23 protein-coding genes and 1 tRNA gene are annotated in these 25,008 nt (G+C 60.1%); 11 read left to right on the forward strand and 13 right to left on the reverse strand.

Annotation, left to right across the window (positions count from 1 at the left end; genetic code table 11):
• Positions 1–117: 117 nt before the first annotated feature.
• The 6 genes from fahA to mutM form a co-directional block, all read right to left on the reverse strand.
• A complete protein-coding gene (gene fahA, locus ACYVIS_RS11085; protein ID WP_232742490.1) occupies positions 118–1,437 on the reverse strand; it encodes a fumarylacetoacetase in 1,320 nt (439 codons plus the stop codon).
• Positions 1,438–1,453: 16 nt separating this feature from the next.
• Entirely contained in the window at positions 1,454–2,755 is a 1,302-nt protein-coding gene (gene hmgA / locus ACYVIS_RS11090) for a homogentisate 1,2-dioxygenase (RefSeq protein ID WP_232742491.1), read from the reverse strand.
• 52 nt (positions 2,756–2,807) lie between these two features.
• Positions 2,808–3,014: a DUF2783 domain-containing protein gene (locus tag ACYVIS_RS11095; protein ID WP_460873983.1), complete on the reverse strand. Its 207-nt coding sequence runs from the start codon at positions 3,012–3,014 to the stop codon at positions 2,808–2,810.
• A 6-nt stretch (positions 3,015–3,020) separates the two neighbouring features.
• A complete protein-coding gene (locus ACYVIS_RS11100) occupies positions 3,021–4,697 on the reverse strand; it encodes an FAD-dependent oxidoreductase (protein WP_460873984.1) in 1,677 nt (558 codons plus the stop codon).
• A gap of 31 nt (positions 4,698–4,728) precedes the next feature.
• Entirely contained in the window at positions 4,729–5,685 is a 957-nt protein-coding gene (locus tag ACYVIS_RS11105; RefSeq protein WP_460873985.1) for an MBL fold metallo-hydrolase, read from the reverse strand.
• 83 nt (positions 5,686–5,768) lie between these two features.
• Entirely contained in the window at positions 5,769–6,596 is an 828-nt protein-coding gene (gene mutM / locus ACYVIS_RS11110) for a bifunctional DNA-formamidopyrimidine glycosylase/DNA-(apurinic or apyrimidinic site) lyase (RefSeq protein WP_232742495.1), read from the reverse strand.
• Positions 6,597–6,683: 87 nt separating this feature from the next.
• Between mutM and ACYVIS_RS11115 the strand changes: the two genes are divergently transcribed.
• The 10 genes from ACYVIS_RS11115 (at position 6,684) to ACYVIS_RS11160 (ending at position 16,386) form a co-directional block, all read left to right on the forward strand.
• Positions 6,684–8,459: a tetratricopeptide repeat protein gene (locus tag ACYVIS_RS11115; protein WP_232742496.1), complete on the forward strand. Its 1,776-nt coding sequence runs from the start codon at positions 6,684–6,686 to the stop codon at positions 8,457–8,459.
• Positions 8,459–9,019, forward strand: a complete 561-nt coding sequence (lolB, locus tag ACYVIS_RS11120; protein ID WP_460873986.1) for a lipoprotein insertase outer membrane protein LolB — start codon at positions 8,459–8,461, stop codon at positions 9,017–9,019. The genes ACYVIS_RS11115 and lolB overlap by 1 nt, the downstream gene beginning before the upstream one ends.
• A gap of 12 nt (positions 9,020–9,031) precedes the next feature.
• Positions 9,032–9,997, forward strand: a complete 966-nt coding sequence (gene ispE, locus ACYVIS_RS11125; protein ID WP_460873987.1) for a 4-(cytidine 5'-diphospho)-2-C-methyl-D-erythritol kinase — start codon at positions 9,032–9,034, stop codon at positions 9,995–9,997.
• A gap of 1 nt (position 9,998) precedes the next feature.
• Positions 9,999–10,075 (forward strand) — tRNA-Gln (locus ACYVIS_RS11130).
• A gap of 116 nt (positions 10,076–10,191) precedes the next feature.
• Complete coding sequence (locus ACYVIS_RS11135; protein ID WP_232742499.1) at positions 10,192–11,142, forward strand: ribose-phosphate pyrophosphokinase; 951 nt, start codon at positions 10,192–10,194, stop codon at positions 11,140–11,142.
• 106 nt (positions 11,143–11,248) lie between these two features.
• Positions 11,249–11,878, forward strand: coding sequence for a 50S ribosomal protein L25/general stress protein Ctc (locus tag ACYVIS_RS11140; RefSeq protein ID WP_460873988.1), 630 nt, complete (start codon positions 11,249–11,251; stop codon positions 11,876–11,878).
• A 123-nt stretch (positions 11,879–12,001) separates the two neighbouring features.
• A complete protein-coding gene (gene pth, locus ACYVIS_RS11145) occupies positions 12,002–12,598 on the forward strand; it encodes an aminoacyl-tRNA hydrolase (protein ID WP_460873989.1) in 597 nt (198 codons plus the stop codon).
• Positions 12,588–13,394 carry a CPBP family glutamic-type intramembrane protease gene (locus tag ACYVIS_RS11150; protein ID WP_460874021.1) on the forward strand — a complete coding sequence of 269 codons (807 nt, stop codon included), beginning with the start codon at positions 12,588–12,590 and terminating at the stop codon, positions 13,392–13,394. Before pth ends, ACYVIS_RS11150 begins: the two co-directional genes overlap by 11 nt.
• A gap of 106 nt (positions 13,395–13,500) precedes the next feature.
• Positions 13,501–14,592 (forward strand): redox-regulated ATPase YchF, encoded by a 1,092-nt coding sequence (ychF, locus tag ACYVIS_RS11155; RefSeq protein ID WP_460873990.1) that lies wholly within the window; start codon positions 13,501–13,503, stop codon positions 14,590–14,592.
• A gap of 135 nt (positions 14,593–14,727) precedes the next feature.
• Positions 14,728–16,386, forward strand: coding sequence for a diguanylate cyclase domain-containing protein (locus ACYVIS_RS11160; protein WP_460873991.1), 1,659 nt, complete (start codon positions 14,728–14,730; stop codon positions 16,384–16,386).
• Positions 16,387–16,397: 11 nt separating this feature from the next.
• Here ACYVIS_RS11160 and ACYVIS_RS11165 read toward each other — a convergent pair whose 3' ends face one another.
• The 7 genes from ACYVIS_RS11165 to ACYVIS_RS11195 all read right to left on the reverse strand — a co-directional run bounded on the left by ACYVIS_RS11165 (position 16,398) and on the right by ACYVIS_RS11195 (position 23,326).
• On the reverse strand, positions 16,398–17,354 hold the full coding sequence (locus ACYVIS_RS11165) for a LysR substrate-binding domain-containing protein (protein ID WP_460873992.1): 957 nt from the start codon (positions 17,352–17,354) through the stop codon (positions 16,398–16,400).
• Positions 17,355–17,442: 88 nt separating this feature from the next.
• A complete protein-coding gene (locus tag ACYVIS_RS11170; protein ID WP_460873993.1) occupies positions 17,443–18,444 on the reverse strand; it encodes an amidohydrolase family protein in 1,002 nt (333 codons plus the stop codon).
• Positions 18,445–18,516: 72 nt separating this feature from the next.
• A complete protein-coding gene (locus ACYVIS_RS11175; RefSeq protein WP_460873994.1) occupies positions 18,517–19,050 on the reverse strand; it encodes a 3-hydroxyanthranilate 3,4-dioxygenase in 534 nt (177 codons plus the stop codon).
• An 18-nt stretch (positions 19,051–19,068) separates the two neighbouring features.
• Entirely contained in the window at positions 19,069–19,491 is a 423-nt protein-coding gene (locus ACYVIS_RS11180; RefSeq protein WP_460873995.1) for a RidA family protein, read from the reverse strand.
• A 28-nt stretch (positions 19,492–19,519) separates the two neighbouring features.
• Positions 19,520–21,025, reverse strand: coding sequence for a 2-hydroxymuconic semialdehyde dehydrogenase (locus tag ACYVIS_RS11185; protein ID WP_460873996.1), 1,506 nt, complete (start codon positions 21,023–21,025; stop codon positions 19,520–19,522).
• Positions 21,026–21,137: 112 nt separating this feature from the next.
• A complete protein-coding gene (lhpI, locus tag ACYVIS_RS11190; RefSeq protein ID WP_460873997.1) occupies positions 21,138–22,067 on the reverse strand; it encodes a bifunctional Delta(1)-pyrroline-2-carboxylate/Delta(1)-piperideine-2-carboxylate reductase in 930 nt (309 codons plus the stop codon).
• 83 nt (positions 22,068–22,150) lie between these two features.
• Positions 22,151–23,326 (reverse strand): NAD(P)/FAD-dependent oxidoreductase, encoded by a 1,176-nt coding sequence (locus tag ACYVIS_RS11195; protein WP_460873998.1) that lies wholly within the window; start codon positions 23,324–23,326, stop codon positions 22,151–22,153.
• A gap of 149 nt (positions 23,327–23,475) precedes the next feature.
• Here ACYVIS_RS11195 and amaB point away from each other — a divergent pair, with 149 nt between their 5' ends.
• Complete coding sequence (amaB, locus tag ACYVIS_RS11200) at positions 23,476–24,981, forward strand: L-piperidine-6-carboxylate dehydrogenase (protein ID WP_460873999.1); 1,506 nt, start codon at positions 23,476–23,478, stop codon at positions 24,979–24,981.
• Positions 24,982–25,008: the final 27 nt, after the last annotated feature.

Here is a 25,008-nt window from a genome sequence, read left to right on the forward strand (position 1 = left end):
CAGGACCGGACGATGCGAGCACCACCCCGCCTGGGCCGCCACCCCCGCGTCTTAAGAACAAAGAAGAACAAAGAAGAACAAAGAACGCGAATAATAGGCGACCACAAGGCCCGTCCCCTACGTCTTAGCCGGAAGAATCATCCCAGCACACTCTCCCAGGCTGATAGTCGGATACCCGGGCTTTTGGCACCTGGCCCGCAAAATCACTTCGTCGTTGTCTTGCAGGAATACACGCTGCTCCCCCCAAGGCAACCGCACCGGATCCTTGCCGCCGTGGTTCAGCTCGAGTATCGATCCCGCCTGGTCCGGCCCAGGGCCCGAAAGAGTACCCGTGCCGAACATATCGCCCGCCTGCAAATTGCAGCCATTGACGGTATGGTGAGCCACCAGTTGCGCGACATTCCAGTAAGCATCCTTGAAATTGCTCTGCGACAGCCGCGCCGGCTTCGCCTTCGCGGCACGCGACTGTTCAGTGGTAAGCAGAATTTCCAGGCCTATGTCGAAGGCGCCCGCGGCTGAATTGATGGCCGAAGACAAATAAGGCAGCGGTTGCGGATCGGACGCCTCGCGCGTGAATTCGGTGCGGAATGGCGCCAGCGCTTCCAGAGTTACGATCCAGGGCGAAATAGTGCTGGCGAAATTCTTGGACAAAAATGGGCCCAGAGGCTGGTATTCCCAGGCCTGGATATCGCGGGCCGACCAGTCATTCAGTATGCACAGCCCAAATACATGGGACTCGGCCTGGTCGATGCCAATGCGTTCACCCTGAGGGTTGCCCTGGCCGACAAAAATGCCCAGCTCAAGCTCATAGTCCATGCGCTGGCATGGCCCGAAGCCCGGCTTCGCGCCCTCGCTGGCGGGGCGTGTCTGCCCAACCGGCCGTGGAAATTTCTGGCCCGATACCCCAATGCTCGAGGCCCGGCCGTGGTAGCCGATAGGGACCCACTTGTAATTGGGCAGCAAGGGATTGTCGGGGCGGAATTGCTTGCCGACCGACGTCGCGTGATGCAGGGAAATGTAAAAATCGGTGTAGTCGCCGATATGGGCCGGAACATCGAATTCCGCTTTGGACTGGGCACTCAGCAGCGGTTCCAGGAGCTTTTGCTGCGCCGCCCCTGAGCGCAGGGCTCTGGACAAGGCCAGCCGCAGCGCCGACCAGTGCGCCTGGCCCAGACTCATGAGCGCATTCAGGCGATCGCCCGTGCAGGCGTTCAGCGCTTCGGCCGCCAGGCCCGTAAATGGCCGGGCCTGCGCCAGCGCGGCCAGATCGAGAATCTGATCGCCGATGGCTACGCCGGGGCGAAAGCTCTGCGAACCGGCGCGTTCGCGGAAAATGCCGAAAGGCAGGTTTTGTATGGGAAAGCCGTTGTGTTCGACATTGGCCGACTCGACCCAGCTTTGGAGTTGCGGGTCGTGGGTTTCGTTCAAGTGGGACATCGTTGCATCCTGTTTGTTATGCCTTGGAGGGATTGAAGTGCTTTTTCAATCCTTGCCAGGCTTGATAGTAGTTGCCTTGCAGCGCGGGCGAAGCCAGCGCGGCGGCGGTTGGGCGTATGACGCGGCGCGTTTCGAACATGAAAGCCATGGTATCGCGGATATAGTGCGGCTGGCTGATGTCGGCCGTCGAGGCTTTTTCGAAGGTTTCGGCATCCGGGCCATGAGGCGTCATGCAGTTGTGCAGGCTGGCGCCTCCAGGCAGGAATCCTTCGGCCTTGGCATCGTAGACGCCCTGGATCAAGCCCATGAACTCGCTGGCGACATTGCGATGGAACCAGGGCGGGCGGAAGGTGTTTTCCATAGCCAGCACGCGTGGCGGAAAAATGGCGAAATCCATATTGGCCGTGCCCGGAGTGTCGGAAGGCGAGGTCAGTACGGTAAAAATGCTGGGATCGGGATGATCGTAGCTGATCGAGCCTATGGCATTGAAGCGGCGCAGATCGTATTTGTAGGGGGCATGGGTGCCGTGCCAGGCTACGACGTCGAGCGGCGAATGATCGATTCGGGCGCGCCAGAAACCGCCGGTAAATTTGGCGTAAAGCGCGAAATCGCCTTCGAGATCTTCATACCAGGCCACGGGGGTCTTGAAGTCGCGCGCATTGGCCAGGCAATTGGAACCGATAGGGCCGAGCTCGGGCAGGCGCATGGCGGCGCCGAAATTTTCAAGCAAATAGCCACGTGCGGAAGGGTCGATAAGCGTGACGCGAAAACGTACGCCGCGCGGGATGACGGCGATTTCGCAGGGCTCGATATCGATCAGCCCGAGTTCGGTGGCCAGGCGCAGGCGGCCTTCTTGCGGCACGATCAGCATTTCGGCATCGGCATTGTAGAAATAACTGTCTTGCATGGAGCGGTTGGCCACATACAGATTTATGCTCACGCCGGTGTGGTCGTCGGGATTGCCGTTGCCCGCCCAAGTGCGAATGCCATGGATGAAGTCGGTGGGCTCGGCCGGTATGTCCAGCGGATCCCAGCGCAACTGGTTTGGTGTGACCGGGCCGTCGCCGAATGTATTCAGCCAGCTTGCGATGTCTGTGCACGCTTCAAACGGCTGCTGTACGGCGGCCGGACGAATCCGGTATAGCCAGGAGCGGCGGTTTTCGGCGCGGGGGGCGGTAAACGCGGTCCCGGACAACTGCTCGGCGTAGAGTCCATAGGGGCAAACCTGGGGTGAGTTGCTGCCCGCGGGCAGCGCTCCGGGCAGTGCCTCGGTGGCGCAATGATTGCCGAATCCGGTTTGATACTGAAGTGTACTCATCGAAAATGTTCCTAAAACGAATTTGCCGGGCTGGGTTCGGGGCCTGCGGGCGTTATCCGCCGTTCTGAATCGTGGTGCGCGCCTTTTGCAAGGCATCGCGAACAATGTCCAGATCGCCGATATGGTTGGCCAGGAGCAGAACCAGCGCGGCATTCATGGCGTGGCTTTGTTCTGTGCTGAGGTCGCGATGCGCTTCGATCAGGTGTTCGTAGAAGTCATCGGGTACCGCAAAATTGGATTGAGTATTTAGTGTATGCATGAGTCGCTAACTCTGGTTGAAACCCATCGCCCGCAGCAAGGCCGCCTGGATATCCGAAGCATCGCAATGATGCCAGCGGGCGGCCAGATGCTGGTCGGGGCGGATCAGGTAGCTGGTTTGTTCGAGTGCGCCGTAGCGTTCGGCCAGGATCGATTCATGGTCGACGACCACCTGGAATCCTGCCGGCACCGGCAGTGTCTCGGCTTCGGGACCCAATACGAAAACGACTTTCAGGCCTGCGGGATTTTCCTGTAGCCGTGTCAGTTCTTGCAGCGTTGCAGCCGGAGGCAGTTGCGCAAGGCAAAAGACGGCAAGGACGAATCGCCCGTCCAACTGGCCCAGCCACCAGTCGCGACGGCCCTGTACCAGGATGGGCGCGTCGGGCGCCACGCCGCCCAGGGGCAGGCCTGGCATGAAACTGTCGGTATCGGGCGTATTGAGGGGCGAGTCGGAATAAAACGTGGGCGTCGAAAGGCGCCCGCTATTGACCAGCTTGCGGGCGAATTCAAATTGCTTGGCCAGTTTCAAGACCGTATTCCTGAATAACAGGCTGATTTCGCTTTTGGGCGTAATGAAATCGGTGGAGCGCGATGAGTGCTGAATATTTTCGTCGGCGGCTTTTTCGCGTTCCGCCGCGTAAGTAGCGATCAGGGATTCGGGAGCCAGGCCCTGGGTGACCAGGTGCAGTTTCCAGGCGAGATTGTCGGCATCCTGCACGCCGCTGTTGGCGCCGCGGGCGCCGAAGGGCGAGACGCGATGAGCGGCGTCGCCGGCAAACAGAATCCGCCCGTGCTGGAATCGGTCCATGCGTTCGCACGCAAAGGTATAGATGCTGACCCATTCGAGTTCGAAATTCACGTCTGCGCCAAGCAGCGCCTTGATGCGCGGCAGCACATTTTCCGGCTTGACCTCTTCAACGGGATCGGCGTTCCAGCCCAGTTGGAAGTCGATGCGCCAGATGTTGTCGGGCTGGCGGTGTAGCAGTACGGACTGATTGGGATGAAAGGGTGGGTCGAACCAGAACCAGCGCTCGGTCGGGAACTCGGCATCCATCCTGACATCGGCAATAAGAAAGCGGTCGTGGAAAATCCGGCCGTGGCTTTCCTGGCCGATCATTTTGCGCAAGGGTGAACGAGATCCGTCGCAGGCAAGCAGCCAGTCGGCGATCAATGTATAGGGGCCGTCGGGGGTGTCGACAGTGAGCTCGACATGGTCGCTGTGGTTCTTGACCGCGACGGCCTTGTGTTTCCAGCGCAATTCGATGTTGGGGTGCCGGGCGGCGTGCTGGTACAGGAAGCCTTCGCAATAGTACTGCTGCAGATTGATGAAGGCGGGCCGCCTGTGGCCTTGCTCGGGGAGCAGGTCGAAGCGCCAGACTTCCTCGTTTTTGAAGAAGATCTTGCCTACATTCCAGGACACGCCTTTGTCGACCATGTTCTGGCCGACGCCAAGGCGATCCCAGACATCGAGCGTGCGTTTGGCAAAACAGATGGCGCGGGATCCCGTGGACAGACGGTAGTCGTCATCGACGACCACGACCTTGCTGCCGCGTTGGGCAAGGTCGATTGCCGTGCTCAGGCCGACAGGGCCGGCTCCGACCACGACGATCGGATGGCGATTTTCTGCCTGAGCGGGCTGTGGCCGGTAAGCGAATTCCAGCGCCTGATAATCGATGTCGCCCACATCCATGCTCCTGTTTTGTTTTTTTTGCGGATTAATTGCCTTCGAGTTGCTTCCACATTTCGATATCGCGTTCGGCGGTCCAGATACGGGGATCGTCATAGCCGGTGGCTTCGTCGTAGGCGCGTGAAACGTCAAACGGCATGCAGTGGTCGAAAATCACCCAATTGGCGTAGCGCGGCTTCATGAAATCGTAGGTTTCGCGATAAATCGCCTTGAGGTCTTTGCCTTCGGCGACCCCGTTGTTTACACACGTGTAGAGGTCGGTCAGGAATGCGCGCGTACCGGCCAGGCCTTTGCGGACTTCGTCGGCCGATTTCAGGGCCGGGCCGCGACCCGGCACCATTTTCTCGGCATTGAAACCGGCCAGGGTATCCAGCGTGTAGGGCCATTCGCGGAAATAGCAGTCGCCGGCATAAGGCGTGGACTGGTATTCGACCAGATCGCCGGCAAACAGGATTTTTTGCTCGGGCAGCCAGGCGATCGTGTCACCCTTTGTGTGGCCGCGCCCGACTTGCATGATCTGCACTTCAAGATTGCCCAGATTGACCGTCATTTCGCCTTCGAAGGTTATGGTCGGCCAGGTCAGCCCAGGCGGAATGGATTCGACATTGCGGAACAGGCGCGGGAAACGCGCGATTTCGCTCGCTTTGTCTTGTTCGCCGCGCTCGACGATCAGATCGTAGGTGTCGCGGCTGGCGAGGATTTCCTGGGCATTGTAGGCAGACGCTCCGAAAACGCGCACCGCGTGGTAGTGCGACAGCAAAATGTATTTGACCGGCTTGTCGGTGACTTCCTTGATGCGGCGAATCACGTCCTGGGCCATGACAGGCGTGGCTTGTGTATCGATGACCATGACAGCATCGTCGCCAATGATGATCCCTGTGTTGGGGTCGCCTTCGGCGGTATAGGCATAGGCGTTATCGGATAGTTTTTCGAACGAAACGACTTTGTCTTCCATGTCGGCGTGCGAGGCGAATTGTTTGCTCATGTGAGGTCTCCAGTTTATGGGAAAAATATAGCCGATAATTCGTTTTTGTGCAACGCATTTGTTATAAACGAATATTAGCCGGGCTAATTGCGCTGACAGCGCGGACAGTAATAAGTCGCTCTTTGCCCTTGGACAATGCGGCGTATGGGTGTCTGGCAGACGGGGCAAGGCTGGCCGGCACGCTCGTAAACGGCTGCGTGCAGTGCGAAATAAGCTCCCGGCTCGCCGCTGGCGTCGACGTAGTCGCGCAAGGTGCTGCCGCCGGACGCGAGCGCATCTTCCAGCGTTTGCCGTATAGAGGCGAACAGTCGCGTGCAGCGAGTCAGGGACAGTTTGCCGGCGCTGGTTTGCGGATTGATGCGCGCCTTGAACAGCGACTCCGAGGCGTAGATGTTGCCCACGCCGACGACGGCATTGCCCGCCAGCAATGCCTGTTTGATTGAAAGCGTCTTGCCGCGCAGATGTCGATGCAGCCAGTCAGGGCTGAACAGAGGGTCGAAGGGTTCTATGCCCAGCTTGGCAAGCAGGGGGTGGCCGGCCAGGGGCCCGTCTTCAGCGCCATGCCACAGCACCGCGCCGAAGCGGCGCGGGTCGTGCAATAGAAAGCGCGCGCTTTCAAACAGCCATTCGGCGTGATCGTGCTTGCGCCGGGGCTCATCGAGCGTCACGCGCCGCAATGAGCCGGACATGCCCAGGTGGACAATCTGTGTACCATGGTCAAAGTTGATCAGCAGGTATTTGCCGCGGCGTTCGCAACTTTGCACGACCTTGCCGCTGATGATTTCGGGCAGTCCGGGCGGGATCGGCCAGCGCATGCGCGATTCGTGCACAATGAATCGGGTCAGTATCCGACCCGGCATAACCGTCGCAATTCCGCGACGGGTCGTTTCGACTTCTGGTAGCTCAGGCATGAGGGGGTGCTAAGATCTCTCAATCTTCGTATGTAATTTCGCCATTTTGCGTCCGTATTACGGGCACAACGGCAGTGGTTCGAGTGAATGAAACTATCAATTTCCTTGTCTTCAGTAACATTTGTCGGTTTGTGTCTGCTGCTGTCTTTTGCCGCCCAGGCCCGGCAAACCGAGCACTCGCGCAAACAAACCGAACTGATTCGGCTTCGAGAGGGCAAGTTGCCCGATGTCAGCCTGACGGCGGATATCCTCTATCGCGTGCTGGCGTCGGAAATAGGCGCGCAGCGAGGCCAGTACGATCTGGCAAGCCAGACCATGCTGGATCTTTCCAAGGATACCTCGGATCCACGTTTGGCTAAACGGGCGTTTCAGTTTTCCATGGCCGATCGCGATATGCCGCGTGCCCTGGCGGCCGCGCGCGAGTGGGCGCGACTGGCACCCGACGACCCCGAGGCCGTAGCGTCTTCATTGGCGCTGGCGGCGTCCAATGGCCAGACGGCGGGCTTGGCCGGCGCGCTTTGGGCTCGCATCGACAAGGCGCAGGATAAAGACAGGGCAATTGGGCAGGCGGCCGCTGTAGTCGGCAAAATGAGCGACAAGAAAATGGCGCTCGATGTCCTGGATAAAGCCTTGCATGATCCGGTGCGTTCCTTGCCCGTGGCGCATCTGGCCCTGGCTGACGCCGCCTGGGCGGCCGGCGATCCCGACCGCGCGCTGTCCGAAGCGCAGCAGGCCCTGGCGCTGGATCCGAATTCCGAGCCGGCCGCGCAAAGAGTGCTTGAATATGGCTTGAAGGTCGATCCGGGGGCGGCGATCAATGCGGCGCGGGTGTATGCCGAAAAGCATCCCGAAGCGCGCAAATTGCAGCTGATGCTGGCTGCTCGCCTGACCGACCGCAAGGATTTTGACGGTGCCTTGGCGCAGGTTGCAAAAATGCGCCAGCGCGCTCCCGAGGATTTCGATCTGCTTTACACCGAGGCAGAGGTCAATTTTCGCGCCGAACGCTATAGCCGCGCCGAATCGCTGCTGAATGAATACATCAGCATCCAGACGCAGCGCCGCATATCGATCAACGACAATGCCACCAACGCGGCCGCGGACGCTTCCGACGCCAGGCTGCTGCTGGTGCAAATTGCCGAAAAGCAGGGGCGCCTGAATGATGCAATCCGTCAACTGGGTCTTATCGACGACCCCACGCTGCGGTTTCAGGCCCGCATCCATCAGGCCGTACTGCAGGCCCGCCTTGGCAATCTGTCGGCGGCGCGCGGCACGATTGCGGCGCTCAAGCCGCAAGACAATCACGAACGGACGGTCATCGCGCTTACCCTGTCGTCGATTTACCGCGACGCGGGACGCACCGGCGAGGCCACCGAGGTGCTGGTCAATGCCAACAAGGCCATGCCCGATACTTCCGAGATCATGTACGACCTGGGCATGATGTACGAGCGGCAGGGCAAGTTCGACGACTTCGAAAAGCTCATGCTGCGCGTTATCCAGATCAGCCCGAACAATGCCAATGCCTATAACTCTTTGGGCTATACCTACGCCGACCAGAATATTCGCCTGGATGAAGCGCAGGATCTGCTCGAGCATGCCCTCGATCTGGAGCCGGACAATCCATTCATTCTGGACAGCGTGGGCTGGTATCTTTATCGAACGGGCGACAACAAGGTGGCATTGGACTACCTGCAGCGGTCTTATGCGCTGTTGCCGTCGGCCGATGTGGCGGCCCATCTGGGCGAAGTGCTGTGGAAGCTCAAGCGATTCGACGAGGCCAAGAAAATATGGCGTGCGGGCCTGGCCAAGGACGCCAAGAACGACGCCTTGCTGAAAACGATCAAGCGCTTCGAGGTGAAGCTTTGATGCGCCTGTATCGTGCCTGGCTGGTTTTTTGTCTGGCGGGTTTGCTGGCGGCCTGCGCCACGCCGCACAGAATCACTGACGCGGGCGGCGCCCGGGCTTTTGAACGGACTGGCCGGTTTGCCGTCAGCGTGATGCGCGACAACGGCAAGCAGCAGGCCGTGCAAGGCGGTTTTGCCTGGCGCGACGATGGACAAACGCTCAGGCTCGATCTGGCCAATCCCTTGGGTAATACCCTTGCCCGCGTGCAGGTATCACCTGGCTATTCGGTTCTGACGCGATCCGATGGGTCGCAGGAGCAGGCGAGCGATCCCGATGGATTGGTCGAGCAAGTGCTGGGCAGCGCCATTCCCGTGGAGGGTTTGCGCGACTGGCTGCGGGGCCGCACGGGCGCGGTACTGAATCTGGAAAAAAACCAGGCGGGTCAAGCCACGAGCTTCCAGCAGAACGGCTGGCGGGTCGTGCTGTCGCGCTATGACTCGCTTGGCCCCAGGCTGTTGCAGCTCAATCGCAATGATTCCAACCAGCGCATCAGCGTGCGTCTGGTTGTCGATGGCACGTAGCCGGGGCCTTGAGTGACGCTGTACGATGTTCCCGCGCCTGCCAAGCTCAATTTGTTCCTGCATGTCGTCGGCCGGCGCGACGACGGCTACCATTTGCTGCAGACGGCGTTTCGGTTCATCGATCTGTGCGATGTGCTTCATTATGAAAAACGCGGTGATGGCCGGATAGTCTGCGAGGGCCCGAATCCCGATCTGGCTCACGAAGATGACTTGGTCGTGCGTGCCGCCCGGGCGCTGCAGCGGGCAACAGGCACCCCGTACGGGGCGCAGATCAGCTACCGGAAAAACATTCCGTCGGGTGCAGGCCTGGGCGGCGGGTCGAGCGATGCCGCCACGACTTTGCTGGCCCTGAACCGCCTGTGGCAAACCGGCTTGAATCGGCGTGAACTCATGGCGCTGGCTTTGCCTTTGGGGGCCGATGTCCCGGTTTTCATTTTCGGCCAGCCGGCCTTTGCGGAAGGGATAGGAGAAATATTGTCGCCGCTCAGCCTGCCCGAGCGAGCTTATGTGGTGATTCAGCCGCGCCAGCAGGTGCCCACTGCGGGTGTATTCTCGGCCCCTGAATTGACAAGGAATTCCCCGTCTGTCAGAATTACGGTCTTTGCTGATTGGCAAAAAGTCGAAGCTAAAAAAGAAGGGTTGTTGGCCGCTTGCGTTTTTGACGAAAAAACAGCTGGGGCGGTGCGCAATACCGGGTATTTTGGCCGCAACGACTTGGAACCGGTGGTTTGCAGCAGGTATCCGCGCGTACGCGAAGCCGCCTTGCGGTTGGGGCAGTTGGGTATCAATGCTCGAATGACCGGGTCTGGCGCCTGTTTTTTCGTTGAGTTTGTAACGTTGGAACAGGCCCGGCTGTGTCAGCAGGAAATTGTCGTTAAAATACCTTGCAGCAATTCCGGCAAGGAAGCGGTGATTGAAAATACATGGGCTTGCCCGGGTTTGCTTGATCATCCATTACGATACTGGGTACACAGTTAATTGGGGAATCGCCAAGCTGGTTAAGGCACTGGATTTTGATTCCAGCATGCGAAGGTTCGAATCCTTCTTCCCCAGCCACTTTTTCCAAGCCTTGAAGGCTTTGCAGTTAATACATGAAGCTGTTGAGTCGGCCCCGGGTGGGGTGCTGGTCAACAGCTTTGTTGTTTAACGCCACGGAATCTCTACCGTCCATCATGACAAACGACAGATTCATGATTTTTACAGGCACTGCCAACACTCGCTTGGCAGTCGATGTGGTCAATCATCTCGATATGTCCCTCGGGAAGATGACCGTAGGCCGCTTCTCCGACGGAGAGGTCATGGTTGAAATCAATGAAAATGTCCGCGGCAAAGACGTTTTCGTGCTGCAGCCCACGTGCGCTCCGACCAACGACAACCTGATGGAAATCATGGTCATGGTCGATGCATTGCGCCGTGCCTCGGCAGGCCGCATTACCGCCGCGATTCCTTATTTCGGCTATGCCCGCCAGGATCGCCGGCCGCGCTCGGCTCGTGTCTCGATTTCGGCCAAGGTCGTCGCCAATATGTTGCAGGTGGTGGGTGTCGATCGCGTCATGACCATGGATCTGCACGCCGACCAGATTCAGGGCTTTTTCGATATTCCCGTCGATAACGTCTATGCGGGGCCTATTTTGCTGGGCGACATCTGGCGTCGCAACTATAGCAATCTGGTGGTGGTTTCGCCCGATATCGGCGGTGTGGTGCGGGCCCGGGCCCTGGCCAAGCAGCTCGAGGTCGATCTGGCCATTATCGACAAGCGCCGTCCGCGCGCCAACGTGTCCGAAGTCATGAACATTATTGGCGAGGTCGATGGCCGCAATTGCATCATCATGGACGACATGGTCGATACCGCCGGCACTCTGTGCAAGGCTGCGCAGGCTCTTAAAGAACGTGGCGCCCTGTCGGTCTATGCCTATTGCACTCACCCCGTCCTGTCGGGCGAGGCGGTCGGGCGTATAGCCGCTTCGGAAATCGACGAGCTGGTGGTGACCGATTCGATTCCATTGTCGGACGCCGGGCGCGACTGCGGCAAGATTCGCCAACTGTCGTGCGCTTCGTTGCTGGGTGAAACCATTTTACGTATTTCCAACGCCGAATCGGTCAGTTCCCTGTTCGTCGATTAAACCTATTCGCTGTCTGCTGGTCGCGGCAGATAGCGGTTCCCCGCAGCGTGATTCACGCCGCGTTTTTTAATCGGGCTTCAAGCCCACTGTCATTTGGAGTTTTTCCATGAAATTCAACGCCACTTCGCGTAGCGAACAGGGTACGAGTGCGAGCCGCCGCCTGCGCCACGCTGGCCGTGTTCCCGCCATAGTCTACGGCGGTACTGCCCAGCCTCTGAGCATCGAGCTCGACCACAACGAAATCTATCATGCCCTGCGCAAAGAATCGTTCCACGCATCGATTCTGACGATGGATCTGGGCGGTAAAACCGAACAGGTATTGTTGCGCTCTGTGCAATGGCACCCCTACAAGCAACAGGTCCTGCATGTCGACTTCCAGCGTGTCGATGCGACGCAAGCCCTGCACACCAAAGTGCCTTTGCACTTCGTCAATGCCGAGCTGTCGCCTGCCGTCAAGCTTAGCGGAGCCATTGTCAGCCATGTCGTGACCGAGCTTGAAATCACTTGCCTGCCTGCGAACCTGCCCCAGTTCATCGAAGTCGACCTCGGCCAGCTCCTGGGCGGCGCGATTCTGCACTTGTCCGACATTACCTTGCCCAAGGGCGTGGTCTATGTGCCGCATGGCAGCGATGCCAACCCGGCCCTGGCCGCGGCGCACCTCAAAGCGGGTAGCGACAGCTCAGACGACGCAGCTCCGGCCGCTGAAGCTCCTGCCGCCGACAAACCGGCCGAATAAAGCCTGGTGCCGCATGCCAAACTCCCGGTTTGGCGCAAACCCCTGCTCAGCGTGGCTGGCAGGGGTTTTGCTTTGATCCGTCTTTGAATCCTTGCTGTATTTTGTCCGCTTTGCCTGCCGCTTATGACACTTCCTATACGCCTGATTATTGGCCTGGGTAATCCCGGCCCCGAGTATGAAACCACGCGTCATAACGCGGGCTTCTGGCTGGCAGATCATCTGGCCGATGACTTGAAGGCCGGTTTTGCGCTTGAGAAGGCTTTTTCCGCTTCAGTGGCCAAGGCCCGTTTCGAAGGCGAGGCCGTCATCCTGGCCAAGCCCACGACCTTTATGAATCGTTCCGGCCAGGCGGCGGGCGCGCTCATGCGCTTTTACAAGCTCGTGCCCGAGCAAGTCCTGGTATTGCACGACGAACTGGACCTGCTGCCGGGCAGTGTCAAGCTCAAGCAGGGTGGGGGGCATGCCGGCCACAATGGTTTGCGCGACATTCAATCGGCCTTCGGCAGCCCGGACTTCTGGCGCTTGCGCGTGGGGATAGGCCATCCACGTACTCTCGGGCTGGCCCAGCAGGTAGCAGCCTTTGTGCTCAATCCACCGCGACGCGACGAACTGAGCGAAATAGAAGGCGTCATCGATCGTTGCCGGGCGATTGCTCCGGCCTTGCTGCGAGGCGAATTTACTCAGGCCATGAGCCAATTGCACGAGGCCAATCGTGGCTGAAGCCCAAGGAACTCGTGCATTGCGATTCCGAGACGAGTTCCGGGAGTTCTGGCGTTTTTTGAAACGCCCGGGCTTTGCCCCGCGCCTGCCAGGGCGGGCGGCAAGCGATGGCTGGTGGGAAGACTGGTTTCCGGACTTGTCGTTTTGGCGCCTGCTGCAATGGGCGGCCTTTTTATGGGTCGTGAACCTGTTTGTCCTGGGACCCATTGCCGCGACCGCGGCAAGCCTGGGAGGGGCCGGGCACAGGCTCGATATACACCGTATTCCGTGGCTGCAGGCGCTGATCTGGGCGCCGATAGTCGAGGAACTGGTTTTTCGCTATGGCTTGAGGCATATTGCACAAGCCTTGTGGCTGGTGCCGGCGGCGGTTGTTGCACTGGTGTTCGGGCCGCGCTGGGGCACCCTATTGCTGCTGGCGGCCATATTGTTGCTGTGCTGGCTGCCGTATTTGAAAGGCCGCAACAATGCGCCCTTGCGCCTGAACTGGCTCGCGCGGGCGCGTCGACCCATGGCCTGGGGGCTGCGGCTTCGTTATCGCCGCTGCTTTCCATGGGTTTTTTATGCATCGTCGGTGTTGTTCGCGGGTGTCCATCTGAATAATTTCTCGCTCCACCTCACGCCGTATTGGCTCATGCCCCTGCTGGTATTGCCGCAATGGCTGACAGGCCTGGTACTCGGGTGGCTGCGGGTTCGCCGCGGCATCGGCGCCTCGATGTTGCTGCACGGGCTGTTCAACGGCGGCCCGCTGCTGGTGGTGTGGATTGCGTTGCACACGGTTCCGCAAATGCTCACCTGAAGGTTTGGCGCCGGCAGGGTTGCGCTGGCCGGAGGCGCCAGACTATTTGGTGCCCATCACGTAAAATGCTGTTCTTTGTTTGTTTTTCAGAAATTTCAGGATACTCATGGCTCTGCAATGCGGCATTGTTGGTTTACCCAACGTCGGAAAATCCACTCTCTTCAACGCTTTGACCAAGGCCGGCATTGCCGCTGAGAACTATCCGTTTTGCACCATCGAGCCGAATGTCGGCGTGGTCGAGGTGCCGGACGCGCGCCTGTCGGCTTTGGCCGACATCGTCAAGCCCGAGCGCATCCTGCCCGCGGTGGTCGAATTCGTCGATATCGCCGGCTTGGTGGCGGGCGCATCCAAAGGCGAGGGCCTGGGCAACCAATTCCTGGCCAATATCCGGGAAACCGATGCCATTGTGCATGTGGTGCGCTGCTTCGAAGATGAAAATGTCATTCACGTTGCGGGCAAGATCGATCCGCTGTCCGATATCGCCGTCATCAATACCGAGTTGGCGCTGGCCGACTTGGCTTCGGCCGAAAAGGCCCTGCATCGCTATCAGAAGACGGCGCGCGCGGGCGACAAAGATGCCATCAAGATGGTGGCCTTGCTCGAAAAGATCATGCCGGTGCTCGACGAGGCCCGCCCCATTCGTTCCCTCAAGCTCGATGCCGACGACTTGCTGCTGATCAAGCCCCTGTGCTTCATTACCGCCAAGCCGGCCATGTATGTGGCCAATGTCAAGGAGGGCGGCTTCGAGAACAATCCCCATCTGGCTGCCGTACAGCAGTATGTCGCCGCTGAAAATGCGCCGGTCGTGGCGGTATGCGCGGCCGTGGAAGCCGAAATCGCCGACCTCGACGATGAGGACAAGGGCGTGTTCCTGGCCGATATCGGCATGGACGAGCCTGGCCTGAATCGCGTGATACGGGCCGGCTTTCGCCTGCTGGGCCTGCAAACCTACTTCACCGCGGGTGTCAAGGAAGTGCGCGCCTGGACCATTCATATCGGCGACACGGCGCCGAAGGCGGCGGGCGTGATCCATACCGATTTCGAGCGCGGCTTCATTCGCGCCCAGACCATCGCCTACGACGATTTCATCGCCTGCAAAGGCGAGCAGGGCGCCAAGGAAGCCGGCAAAATGCGTTCCGAAGGCAAGGAATACGTCGTCAAGGATGGCGATGTGCTGAACTTCCTGTTCAACGTCTAGGCGTGGCGCCCCCGTTGACATTTGCCTGGGACGAAGGCACGATAGGCAACTTATCGGGATCCTGCACGCATAAATAATTATCTGAGGGGCGATTCCCTATATGGGTATGATGGCGCAACCATGAATTTCCAAAGCATGAAATTCCGTCTCATTGCCCTGGGTGCGGTGCTGGTTATTCTGGGCCTTATTTTGCGGCTTGCTGTCGGCTTGCCGTTTGCGCAAGAACAATTGCGCGACCTGGTCGCCGCCCAGCAATTGTCGATCGCATCCTATATTGCAAGCGATATCAATCAGCGCGTGGTCGAACGCCGTTCGCTGATCAGCGAACTTGCCGCGGTCGTCCCGCTTTCCCTTGTGCAGCGCCCGGATGAACTCGCCGCGTGGTTCAAGGATCGGGAGCGTTTGAACCCCTTGTTCAGCGGGCTGCGGGCGATACGGCCGGACGGCGGGGTACTGGCTGCCTATCCCGCCCTGGGTGGACAATCACAGCACGTTTTTTTCGGCGAAAAATGGTTTCAGGCGGCACTTGTGGCCGATGCGCCGGTGATGAGCCGGCCGCAGCGCGATCCGGCGAATGGACAGCCCATTATCATTATGGCGACGCCGGTGCGCGATGCCGACCATCGTGTCGTGGCGGTGCTGGCGGGCGTCACGGCGCTGGACGGGCCGGGTTTCCTTGGGCGGCTTAAGGAAACCCGCTTGGGCACGACGGGCGGCTTTCTGCTGATTTCACCGGCCGACAAGCTGTTTGTCGGCTCCAGCGATCCTTCCATGATGCTCACGCCCACTCCGCCGCCCGGCGTCAACCTGCTGCACGACCGTGCCATGGCGGGCTACCGAGGCACTGGCGTTACCATCAATGCCCATGGCGTCAAGGAATTGTCGGCCATGGTCAGTGTGCCCAGCACAGGCTGGTTCGTGGTCGCCCGCATGCCGACGACAGAAGCCTTTCAACCGATCGAAGTCCTGCGCGGCATGGTGGTGAAAGGCAGTTTTGTGGCTTTGCTGGTCATGCTGGCTGCGTTGCTGCTGGTCATGCCGCGCATATTGCGGCCCCTGACCGAAACAGCGCACGCGATGCGGCAAATGGCCGACGGCAAACGCGAGCTGGAGCCTTTGCCGGTTCAGCGGGCCGACGAAATTGGCGGCCTGGTGCTGGGGTTCAACTATCTGGTGGGTCGCCTTCGCGAGAAAGAAACCGCGCTCAGGGCGAACGAGGCGAGCATGGAATTCCTTGCGCACCACGACTCGCTGACTGGCCTGTACAACCGGGTGATTCTGGAAGACCGCCTGCTGCAAGCCTTGGCACGAGCCGGCCGCAATAATTCGTGTTTTGCGCTTTTGTTTTTCGATCTCGATTACTTCAAGCCCATCAATGACGACCACGGGCACAATGTGGGCGATGCCGTGCTCGTCCAGGTTGCCACCCGTTTGCTGGAAGGGCGCCGGCGCCTCGATACTGTGGCGCGCCTGGGCGGCGACGAGTTTGTGATTCTGATGACCGATCTCGTCAATATCGACGAGGCGCGCGCCGGCGCCGGGAGTGTGGCGCGCCAATGCCTGGCGGCGATCTGCGAGCCTTACATCATAGACGGCAAAACGTTCAGGCTGAGTGCTTCGATCGGCATTGCCTTGCACAGCGGTTTGTCGGTTTCCAGTTCGCAATTGATGTCGCAAGCGGATATCGCCATGTATCGGGCCAAGCGGGCGGGAAAGAACGGAATCTGTTTCTTCGAAGAAGAAATGGCCGGGATCTCGGCGGCAAAGTCGGTCTCCGCCGTAGCGGATGTATGAGCCGCCGGGTCTCAGATTACTTCGCGTACCGCTTCGCGCAGGCAGGTTTTGAATAGCTCGACCGCCGGACCCTGGCTGTGGCTCGGCCGATGAAAGAAGCCGATGTCGCCGAACACATCCAGGCCTTTTACCGGCAGTACGCTCAACATGCCGGACTCGACAAACGGCATTGCAATGGTGCGCGGCATGAATGCGCAGGTCTTGAAGTCGGACAATAGCGTCAAGTTGGTCAGGACGGACATCGACTCGACCAGATTGTCGGGTGGCGGCAAGCCGGCCTGCGCGAAAAGCCGGTCGGCGGTTTTGCGCAACGATGAATCTGTAGTGGGTAGAATCCAGGGGCAGCCCGCCAGATCGTGCAGGCCCAGGGCTTTCTTTTTGGCCTGGGGGTGCTGGCGGCCGGCCACGACGCACAATTCATCGCGATACAGTGTCTCGGCCGCCACTGTCTGGGCCGAGGCGCGCCAGCTCTGATCATCGGGAATACGCCCCACCACCAGGTCGAGATCGCCGGTGGCGAGTATGGGCAGCAGTTGATCCATTTGCCCTACGCGCAGCGTTACGATGACTTGCGGGGCCTGTGCCTTGAGCCGCGCAATGGCGTGGGGCAGCAAGGATGACGAGGCGGCAATAAGGGTTCCGATGATGACGTGGCCCAGCACACCGGTTTTGTAGGCATTGAGCTCGTCGGTCATGGCACGGAGCTCGGCCAGCAGGGTTTTGGCGCGGCGCCCAATGAGTTCGCCGAATTCGGTTGGGGCAACGCCGCGATTGCTGCGCACCAGCAGCGGTTCTCCGAACCATGCCTCCAGTTCGAGAATAACCTTGCTGACTGCCGGCTGCGTCAGATTGAGCGCCTGGGCGGCGTGCAGTATCGACTTGCTTTGCATCACCTGTTCCAGCACCAACAACTGCGAGAAACGCAGCTTGCGGGCCAGGGCGGTACGATTTAACAGTAGCGGGTCCATGGGCGGCGTCGATATGTCGGGGTTGTATGAATAGGCTGGCCGGACTGCATTGCCGCTTGGTGCCGGGCGGACTCTCGCCGCCCGGATGCTACGCGTCGAAACCAAAAAACTCTTGTGCATTGAGGCCGTTGATTTTCTCACGATCGGCGGCCTTTAGCCATTCGTTGTCGGCGACCAGCTTGCCAATTTGCTGTTCGCCCAGGGGGAATGGGTAGTCCGACCCCAGCATGACGCGATCCGAACCCATTACCTCGACAAGCAGGCGCAGTGCGCGCGGATCGAAGACGGCGCTGTCTACATAGAAGCGGTTCAGGTAGCTGGAGGGCGGCTGGGGGCAGTCCTGGCGTACGATGTCGCGGCACTGCCAGGCGTTGTCGACGCGCCCGAGCAAAAAGGCGAAGCTGCCGCCGCCATGCGCGAAGCAGAGCTTGAGCGATTTCGGTATGCGTTCCAGCGCCCCAGACAAAATCAGCGACAGGATTCCCAACTGGGTTTCCGCCGGCATGGCCACCAGCCAGGGCAGCATCCATTTTTTCATGCGGCCGTCGGTCATCATGTCCCAGGGATGGGCCAGCACCGCAATGTCGTTGAGGGCGCAATGCGTCAGGAACTGCACCAGATGCTCGTCATCGAGGTCGCGCTCGCCCAGGTGGTTGCCGATCTGCACGCCCACATGGCCGCAGGCCTTGGCGCGAGAGGCCTCGCGGCAGGCGAGGTCGAGATCCTGCAAAGGTACCTGGGCCAGGGCCTTGAGGCGCTTCGGGTTGGCCGCGCAATGTTCCAGCGCCAGGTCGTTCATGCGCTCCGCCCATGGGGCGGCGCGGTCGGCCGCATGGCTGTAGCCGAACATGATGGGTGTGGCCGAAATGACCTGTGCGTCCAGACCGTGGCGGTCCATTTCTTCAAGCCGCAGGCTGGCATCCCACAAGGCCCGGTAGACTGGTCGGAAGGATCGGTCGCCCTTCATGATATGGCCGTTTTCGCCGTCGCTGGAAATTGACAGCCAGGGCGCTTGCGCGGCGTCCAGCGCCGCGGCCTGCGCCTGACTGATGGGCGGGAAAAAATGGGAATGCATGTCTATTTTTTTCATGGACTGTGTCGGCGTATTGAGTAGCTGTTCAGTGATATGGATCGATGGGGGCTCGCCCGGTGCCGCTGCGGCTCAATTCCCTTTTCCGGGGTGCAGCTTGCCGCAGTTGGGGCAGCGCCTTTTTTCTTCGGACTGGTAGAACGCGTTAAAGAGCGGCGGCAGGTCGGTCACGATGCTTTGCAACTGGGTTTCCACGCGGTGCACCAGGTGCCCGCAGCCTTTGTCTCCTTCGCAGTACCATTCGAAGCCGTCGATATGGCCGAGGGGGCGTTGGCGTTCGATGACCAGGCAGGCGCTATTGACTTCCGGCCTTTGCGGCGAGTGACGGACATGGGGCGGCATCAGGAAGATATCGCCTTCCTTTAGATCGAGTCGTTCGCGGGCGCCGTCGATCCACAGATACAGGTAAGCGTTGCCACGCATCTGGTAGAAGAATTCTTCGAAAGGGTCGTCGTGATAGTCGGTGCGGTGATTGGGGCCTCCCACTACCGTAACGATAAAATCGCTGTCCTGCCAGATTTGTTGATTGCCGACAGGGGGCTTTAAAAGATGAGCGTGTTCGTCGATCCAGCGTGCGAAGTTGAAAGGTTTTCCGTAAGCAAGCATGGCGTCCTCCGTGATTCTTTATTTGGGCAAGTAGGCGATGGCCTTCATTTCGATGAGTAGATGCGGATGAGGCAACTGGTGCACGGCAACCGTGGTGCGGGTCGGGCCGTCGGCGGAAAAAAATTCACCATAGACTTCGTTGTAGCCGCCGAAATCGTTCATATTGACCAGGAAGGCCGAGATCTCGACCAAGTGCTCCAGGCCTGCGCCTTCGCTATCGAGTATGTCGCGAATGTTTTCGATGACCGCGCGGGTCTGGACGCGTATATCGAGCTGCGTGGTACCCATGGCATCGGCCTGGGCTCCGGCAAAGGTGTTGTTGGGGCGCCGCGAACTGGTGCCCGATATAAACAAAAAATCGCCGGCGCGCTTGATATGGGGGAATTTGCCGCGGGGCGTGGCTTTGCCTGGCACGACGCGGGCTTGTACCGGATTGTTCATGATCTTCCTGTAATGAGTGGTTGGCGTATCAAAGCTTCATGCAGATAGTGCTGATTTCCGAGTAGAAGTCCAGGGAATAGCGGCCGCCTTCGCGGCCCAGCCCCGATAGTTTTGCCCCGCCGAACGGAGTGCGCAAATCGCGCGTGAACCAGGTATTGACCCACACGATGCCGGTTTCGAACTGGCTGGAAACCCGATGGGCGCGAGACAGATTGGTGGTCCAGACGCAGCCGGCCAGGCCGTAGGCGCTGTCGTTGACACGCTCTATGACTTCGGCTTCGGTGTCGAATGGGGAAATATGGCAGATGGGGCCGAAGATTTCCTCGCGTACGCAGCGGGCGGTGTCGGGCAGGCCGGTGATGATAGTGGGCTGCGCATAGGCGCCCTGGTCGCGCTCGTCGCCGAAGACCGGCACGCCGCCTCCGCTTACGATCGTGGCGCCTTCGTCGCGCGCCAGCTTGTAATAAGACAGCACCTTGTCGCGATGGGCGTGCGATACCAGCGGGCCCATATCCACGCCCTCGGCGTCGGGGAAATCGACGCGCAATTGTTCGGTCCGGTTTTTCATTGCGGCCACGAAGCGGTCAAAAATAGGGCGCTCTACATAAACGCGTTCGGAACATAGACAGACTTGCCCGGAATTGGTAAAGCTCGATTTCATGACACCGGCAACGGCGGCCTCGAAATCGGCATCGGCAAATACCACCGCGGCATTCTTGCCGCCCAGCTCGAACGAGACTTCCTTCACTCCCTCGGCGGCGGCTTTCATAATGGTGCTGCCGGTGCGGGATTCGCCTGTAAACGTGATGGCGTCGATATGCGGGCTGGTGCTCAGGAATTGTCCCGCCGAGTCCGGTCCGAAACCGTGGATCAGGTTGAAGACGCCATTGGGCAGGCCGGCGGCCTGTATGACTTCGGCCAGCAGCGTGGCAGACGAAGGGGTTTCTTCCGACGGTTTGGCGACGACGCAATTGCCCATGGCCAGCGCCGGTGCGACTTTCCAGGTCAGGAGCAATAAAGGCAGGTTCCAGGGCGAAATGATGCCTATGGTGCCCAGCGGCTTGCGTATGACGTAGCTCATGATTTTGGCGCCATCGGGGCCGTCGCTTTGGAACAGATCGCTCGAGCTGGTTTTGATCAGGTCGGCAAAAGTGCGGAAATTGGCGATGCCGCGTGCAATGTCGAGCGTGCGTGCCTGATGGACAGGGCGCCCCGTATCGGCAACTTCGGCCGCGACAAAATCGTCGAAGCGCTGTTCTATGCCATCGGCAATGCGGTGCAGGAACGCGGCTCGCTCAGACACCGTGCAGTGCTTCCAACTGCCCTGGGCGGCGCGGTTGGCGGCGCTGATGGCGGCATTGACGGTGTCGGCGCCGGCCTCGCACACATGACTGATTACCTGGCCGTTGACCGGGTTGATATTGTCGAACCTTTTTCCTGTGTCGATCCATGCGCCGTCCACAAAACAGCGTAATAGGGGAACGGCCGCGGGCGGCTTCGCCGTGCGAGATTTGGGCAAGGGGGTGTTAACCATGTCGACTCCACCAATAGGACTGTTTTTTGTAGTGTATCTGCCTTGTGATATAAAAAATAATGAAATTTCAGTATTCATCTATTCCTATTTGGAATATATGACCAGACAGCCGTCAAGTGATTTGCAGGTCCAGGGCCGCCAGCGCGCAGCGTGCGGCAGCCAGATCCCAGGCGGCGCAGCCCACGCTTTTGAAAAGCAGTGCGCGGTCAAAATCGACCCCGTTGAGCAGCGCGTCGGACAGGGGCTTGACACTATCCCAGGCCGCTTGTGCCATGATGAGGTCTCCTGCTTCGTGACGGGCTCCGGCCGGGTCGTCGACGTAGATCTGGCTGCCCAGGACTGTCTCGGCGGCGATTTCGGCCGAATCGGCCTCAAAGGCTCCTACTCCGATCACCAGGCGTCCGGCACGGGCCGGCTCGCCGTACACCGGTGTCTTGCTGCTTGTGGCGGTGATCACCGCATCGACATCTCCGGGAATGGACGACACGGCACACGGCGCGAGTCGCAGGTCCAGCTTTTCGTGCGCCCGGATAAAGGCGCCGGCGCTGTCTGGGCTGCGGCCGGTGACGAGCAGCGCAATGCCCGGAAACAAGGCGGCGATGGCCTGAGCGTGCTCCGAAGCCTGTTTGCCTGTGCCGATCAGGGCGATGCGCGCAGGAGTCCGATCGAGAAAGGTTTTGAGTGCGAGCATCGAGATGGCTGCGGTACGGCGGGCGGTCACGGTAGGGCCATCCAGCACGAACAGCTCCTGACCGGTTTTGCCGTTGTAGATCGATACCAGGCCATTGATGGTGGGCAAGTTCAGGACCCGGTTGGACGGGGTCACGTTAACCAGCTTGTGTATGCCGATATCGCCGGCGGTTGCCGGCATGGAGAGCATGAGGCCGCCGCGGGGGAAAGGCACGACCTGGCGTTCGGGCGCGATGATGAGGCCGCGTGCATAGTCGATGGCGGCTGTTTTGAGTGCCTCGACGAGATGGGAAAAGTCGAGCAGCCGGGCGGTTTGCCCGGCATCGAAAAGGGTAGTCGTGCTGACGCTCATGAGGCCTCTATATGTGGAACTCGGTAAAGCATGGCGGATAAGCAGTGTATCCCGCGATGCGCGCCGGCGTCATATCGCTTTGTTCACACCACGTTCTTTTCGATGATCGGGGCGTTATTCAATATGCGCGACCATCCCATGCGCGTCAGATCCAGCGTGCGAAAGCCGTTGAATAGCACAAGTTCGGACAAGGCTCGCCCGACGGCGGGCGCCTGCTGCAGTCCATGGCCGCTGAAGCCGTTGGCGAACAGCAGGTTTTCAATGTCCGGATGAGCGCCGATAATAAGGTTGTGGTCCAGTGTGTTCATGTCGTAATGACCGGCCCAGCCATGGGTGCAGCGTATCGCTTCGAATGCCGGTACGCGCGCTGCGAGCAGCGGCCACAGCACCTCTTCGAAGAGCTGGTACTGGACATCGAAGTCGACGCATTGCGGATCGTCGGCGGGCGCGATCCCACCTATGAACCCTGCGCCTTCAGGCCGGAAGTACGCGCCGCTCGGGTCTATGACCAGCGGGCAAGGCGTCACCGGGTTCGGGCTCCGGAAATAAAAAATGCAGCGCTTGCGGGCCTCTATAGGCAGGTCTATCCCGGCCAGGCGGCCGAGTTGCGGGCCGCCGATTCCCGCCGCGTTGATCAGTACGCCACACTGCAGGATGGCGCCGTTATCGAGTCCGACGCCGGTGATGCGGCGCCCTTTGCGCCGCACCTGCACTACTTCGTTTTCCCTGTAATGCGCGCCCTGGGAGATCGCTTTTTTTCTGAAGCCCTGCATCATGCCGTACGCATCCAGCCAGCCTTCGCCGGATAGGCCCAAGGAGCCCGCGGCGAGGTCGCCGGTCCGCATCCAGGGGAAACGGGCCGCAAGCTGCTCCGGATTCAGCAAGGCGACATCGACACCGAGTGCGCGCTGGGTGCGGTGGTTTTCGTTGAGGGCATCCAGGCCCGCCGCCGTCGCCAGGAACAGATAGCCGCCTTCATGGAAGCCGGCCTCGGGCCGCACGCCGTCCACGGCGAGACGTTGGCCGAAATGGCGCAGGAACTCTGTTCCGAACTGAGACATCCGGATATTTTCGGGAGTGGAAAACTGATGGCGTATCGATGCGGCGGAAAGACTGGTGGCGCAACGCCGATAACTGAAATCTTTTTCGACGACCAGCACCGAGCCTTTGAAGTCCGGATGGGCCGTCAGGAAGTAGGCGCAGGCGCTGCCGACGGCGGCGCCTCCGGCAATGATGACGTCGAACTGTTCGCGCGGCATATCGTAAACCTTCGGCTTGACTGCTACTATTGTTCCAGAATTTCCAGGGATTGCCGCAATTTTTCTGTAAGCGGATTCCATACTTGCGCGGTGTCTTCGCCCTGGCGCGCACAGCGCCCGGGGCGGTTCGACTGCATGGAGAGGTCATTATGACAAACTTGGAATTGCTTGATGCCATGGGCGTGGCCCCGCACGATTTGACCGGCGGCCCCTTGGCCGTGCATTCGCCCATCGACGGCGCCGTGCTGGCCCGGGTCCAGGTCCATACGGCCGCTCAAGTCTCCGCGGCGATTGAACGCGCCGAAGCCGCGTACCGGGCCTGGCGCGACGTGCCGGCGCCGCGCCGCGGCGAGCTGATTCGCCTGTTTGGCAAAGAGCTGAGGGCCCATAAAAATACGCTGGGCCGCCTGGTGTCGGTCGAGACGGGAAAGATTCTTGCCGAGGGCGCGGGCGAGGTCCAGGAGATGATCGATATTTGCGACTTTGCGGCGGGCCTGTCGCGCCAGCTGTATGGCTTGACGATTGCTTCGGAGCGGCCGGGTCATCGCATGATGGAAACCTGGCACCCGCTGGGTGTGGTGGGTGTCATTTCGGCTTTCAATTTTCCGGTCGCCGTGTGGTCGTGGAATATGGCCTTGGCGATTGTGTGCGGCGATGCGGTCGTCTGGAAGCCTTCGGAAAAGGCGCCGCTGACGGCCATGGCCTGCCAGTCCTTGTTCCGGCGCGCCATGGAAAAATTCAGCGATGCGCCGCCCGGTCTGTCCGAACTGGTGATAGGCGATCGCGAGGCGGGCGAAACGCTGGTCGACGACAGCCGGGTCGCCCTGGTTTCGGCGACGGGTTCGACCCGGATGGGGCGCCAGGTGGGCCAGCGCGTTGCGGCGCGCCTGGGGCGGTCGCTGCTTGAACTGGGGGGAAACAATGCTGTCGTCGTCGCGCCCTCGGCCGATCTGGACATGGCGGCTCAGGGCATTTTGTTTGGCGCCATCGGCACGGCGGGGCAACGTTGCACCAGCACACGTCGCCTGATTGTGCATCGCGACGTCGCCGACGATTTGCTGGCGCGCCTGAAACAGTCATACGCGGGCGCCCGCATAGGCGATCCGCTGGATACGCAAACGCTGGTCGGTCCCCTCATCGATCGGCCGGCTTTCCTGGCCATGCAGGCCGCGCTCGACCGGGCCAGGCAGCAGCAAGGGCTTGTATTCGGCGGCGGCCGTGTGCTCGCCGGCCGGTACCCCGACGCCTATTACGTGGAGCCCGCCCTTGTCGAGATGCCCGAACAGAGCGATGTGGTGTGCCAGGAAACTTTCGCGCCGATTTTATATGCGCTCAGATATGAGCAGTTCGAGGATGCCATTCGCCTGCACAATGGCGTTCCCCAAGGCCTGTCGTCGGCTATTTTCACCACCGATCTGCGCGAGGCGGAAAAGTTCATGTCGAGCGCGGGATCCGATTGCGGCATTGCCAACGTCAATATCGGGACATCGGGAGCCGAGATTGGCGGAGCGTTCGGGGGCGAGAAGGAAACCGGCGGTGGGCGCGAGTCGGGTTCCGATGCCTGGAAAGCATACATGCGCCGTGCCACCAATACCGTGAATTATTCGCGCGCATTGCCCTTGGCGCAGGGGATCAGGTTCGGGAGTGGAACGTGATGGGGCGCCGGCCGGCACGCGCGGCCC

The sequence above is a fragment of the Paralcaligenes ginsengisoli genome (assembly GCF_054781135.1).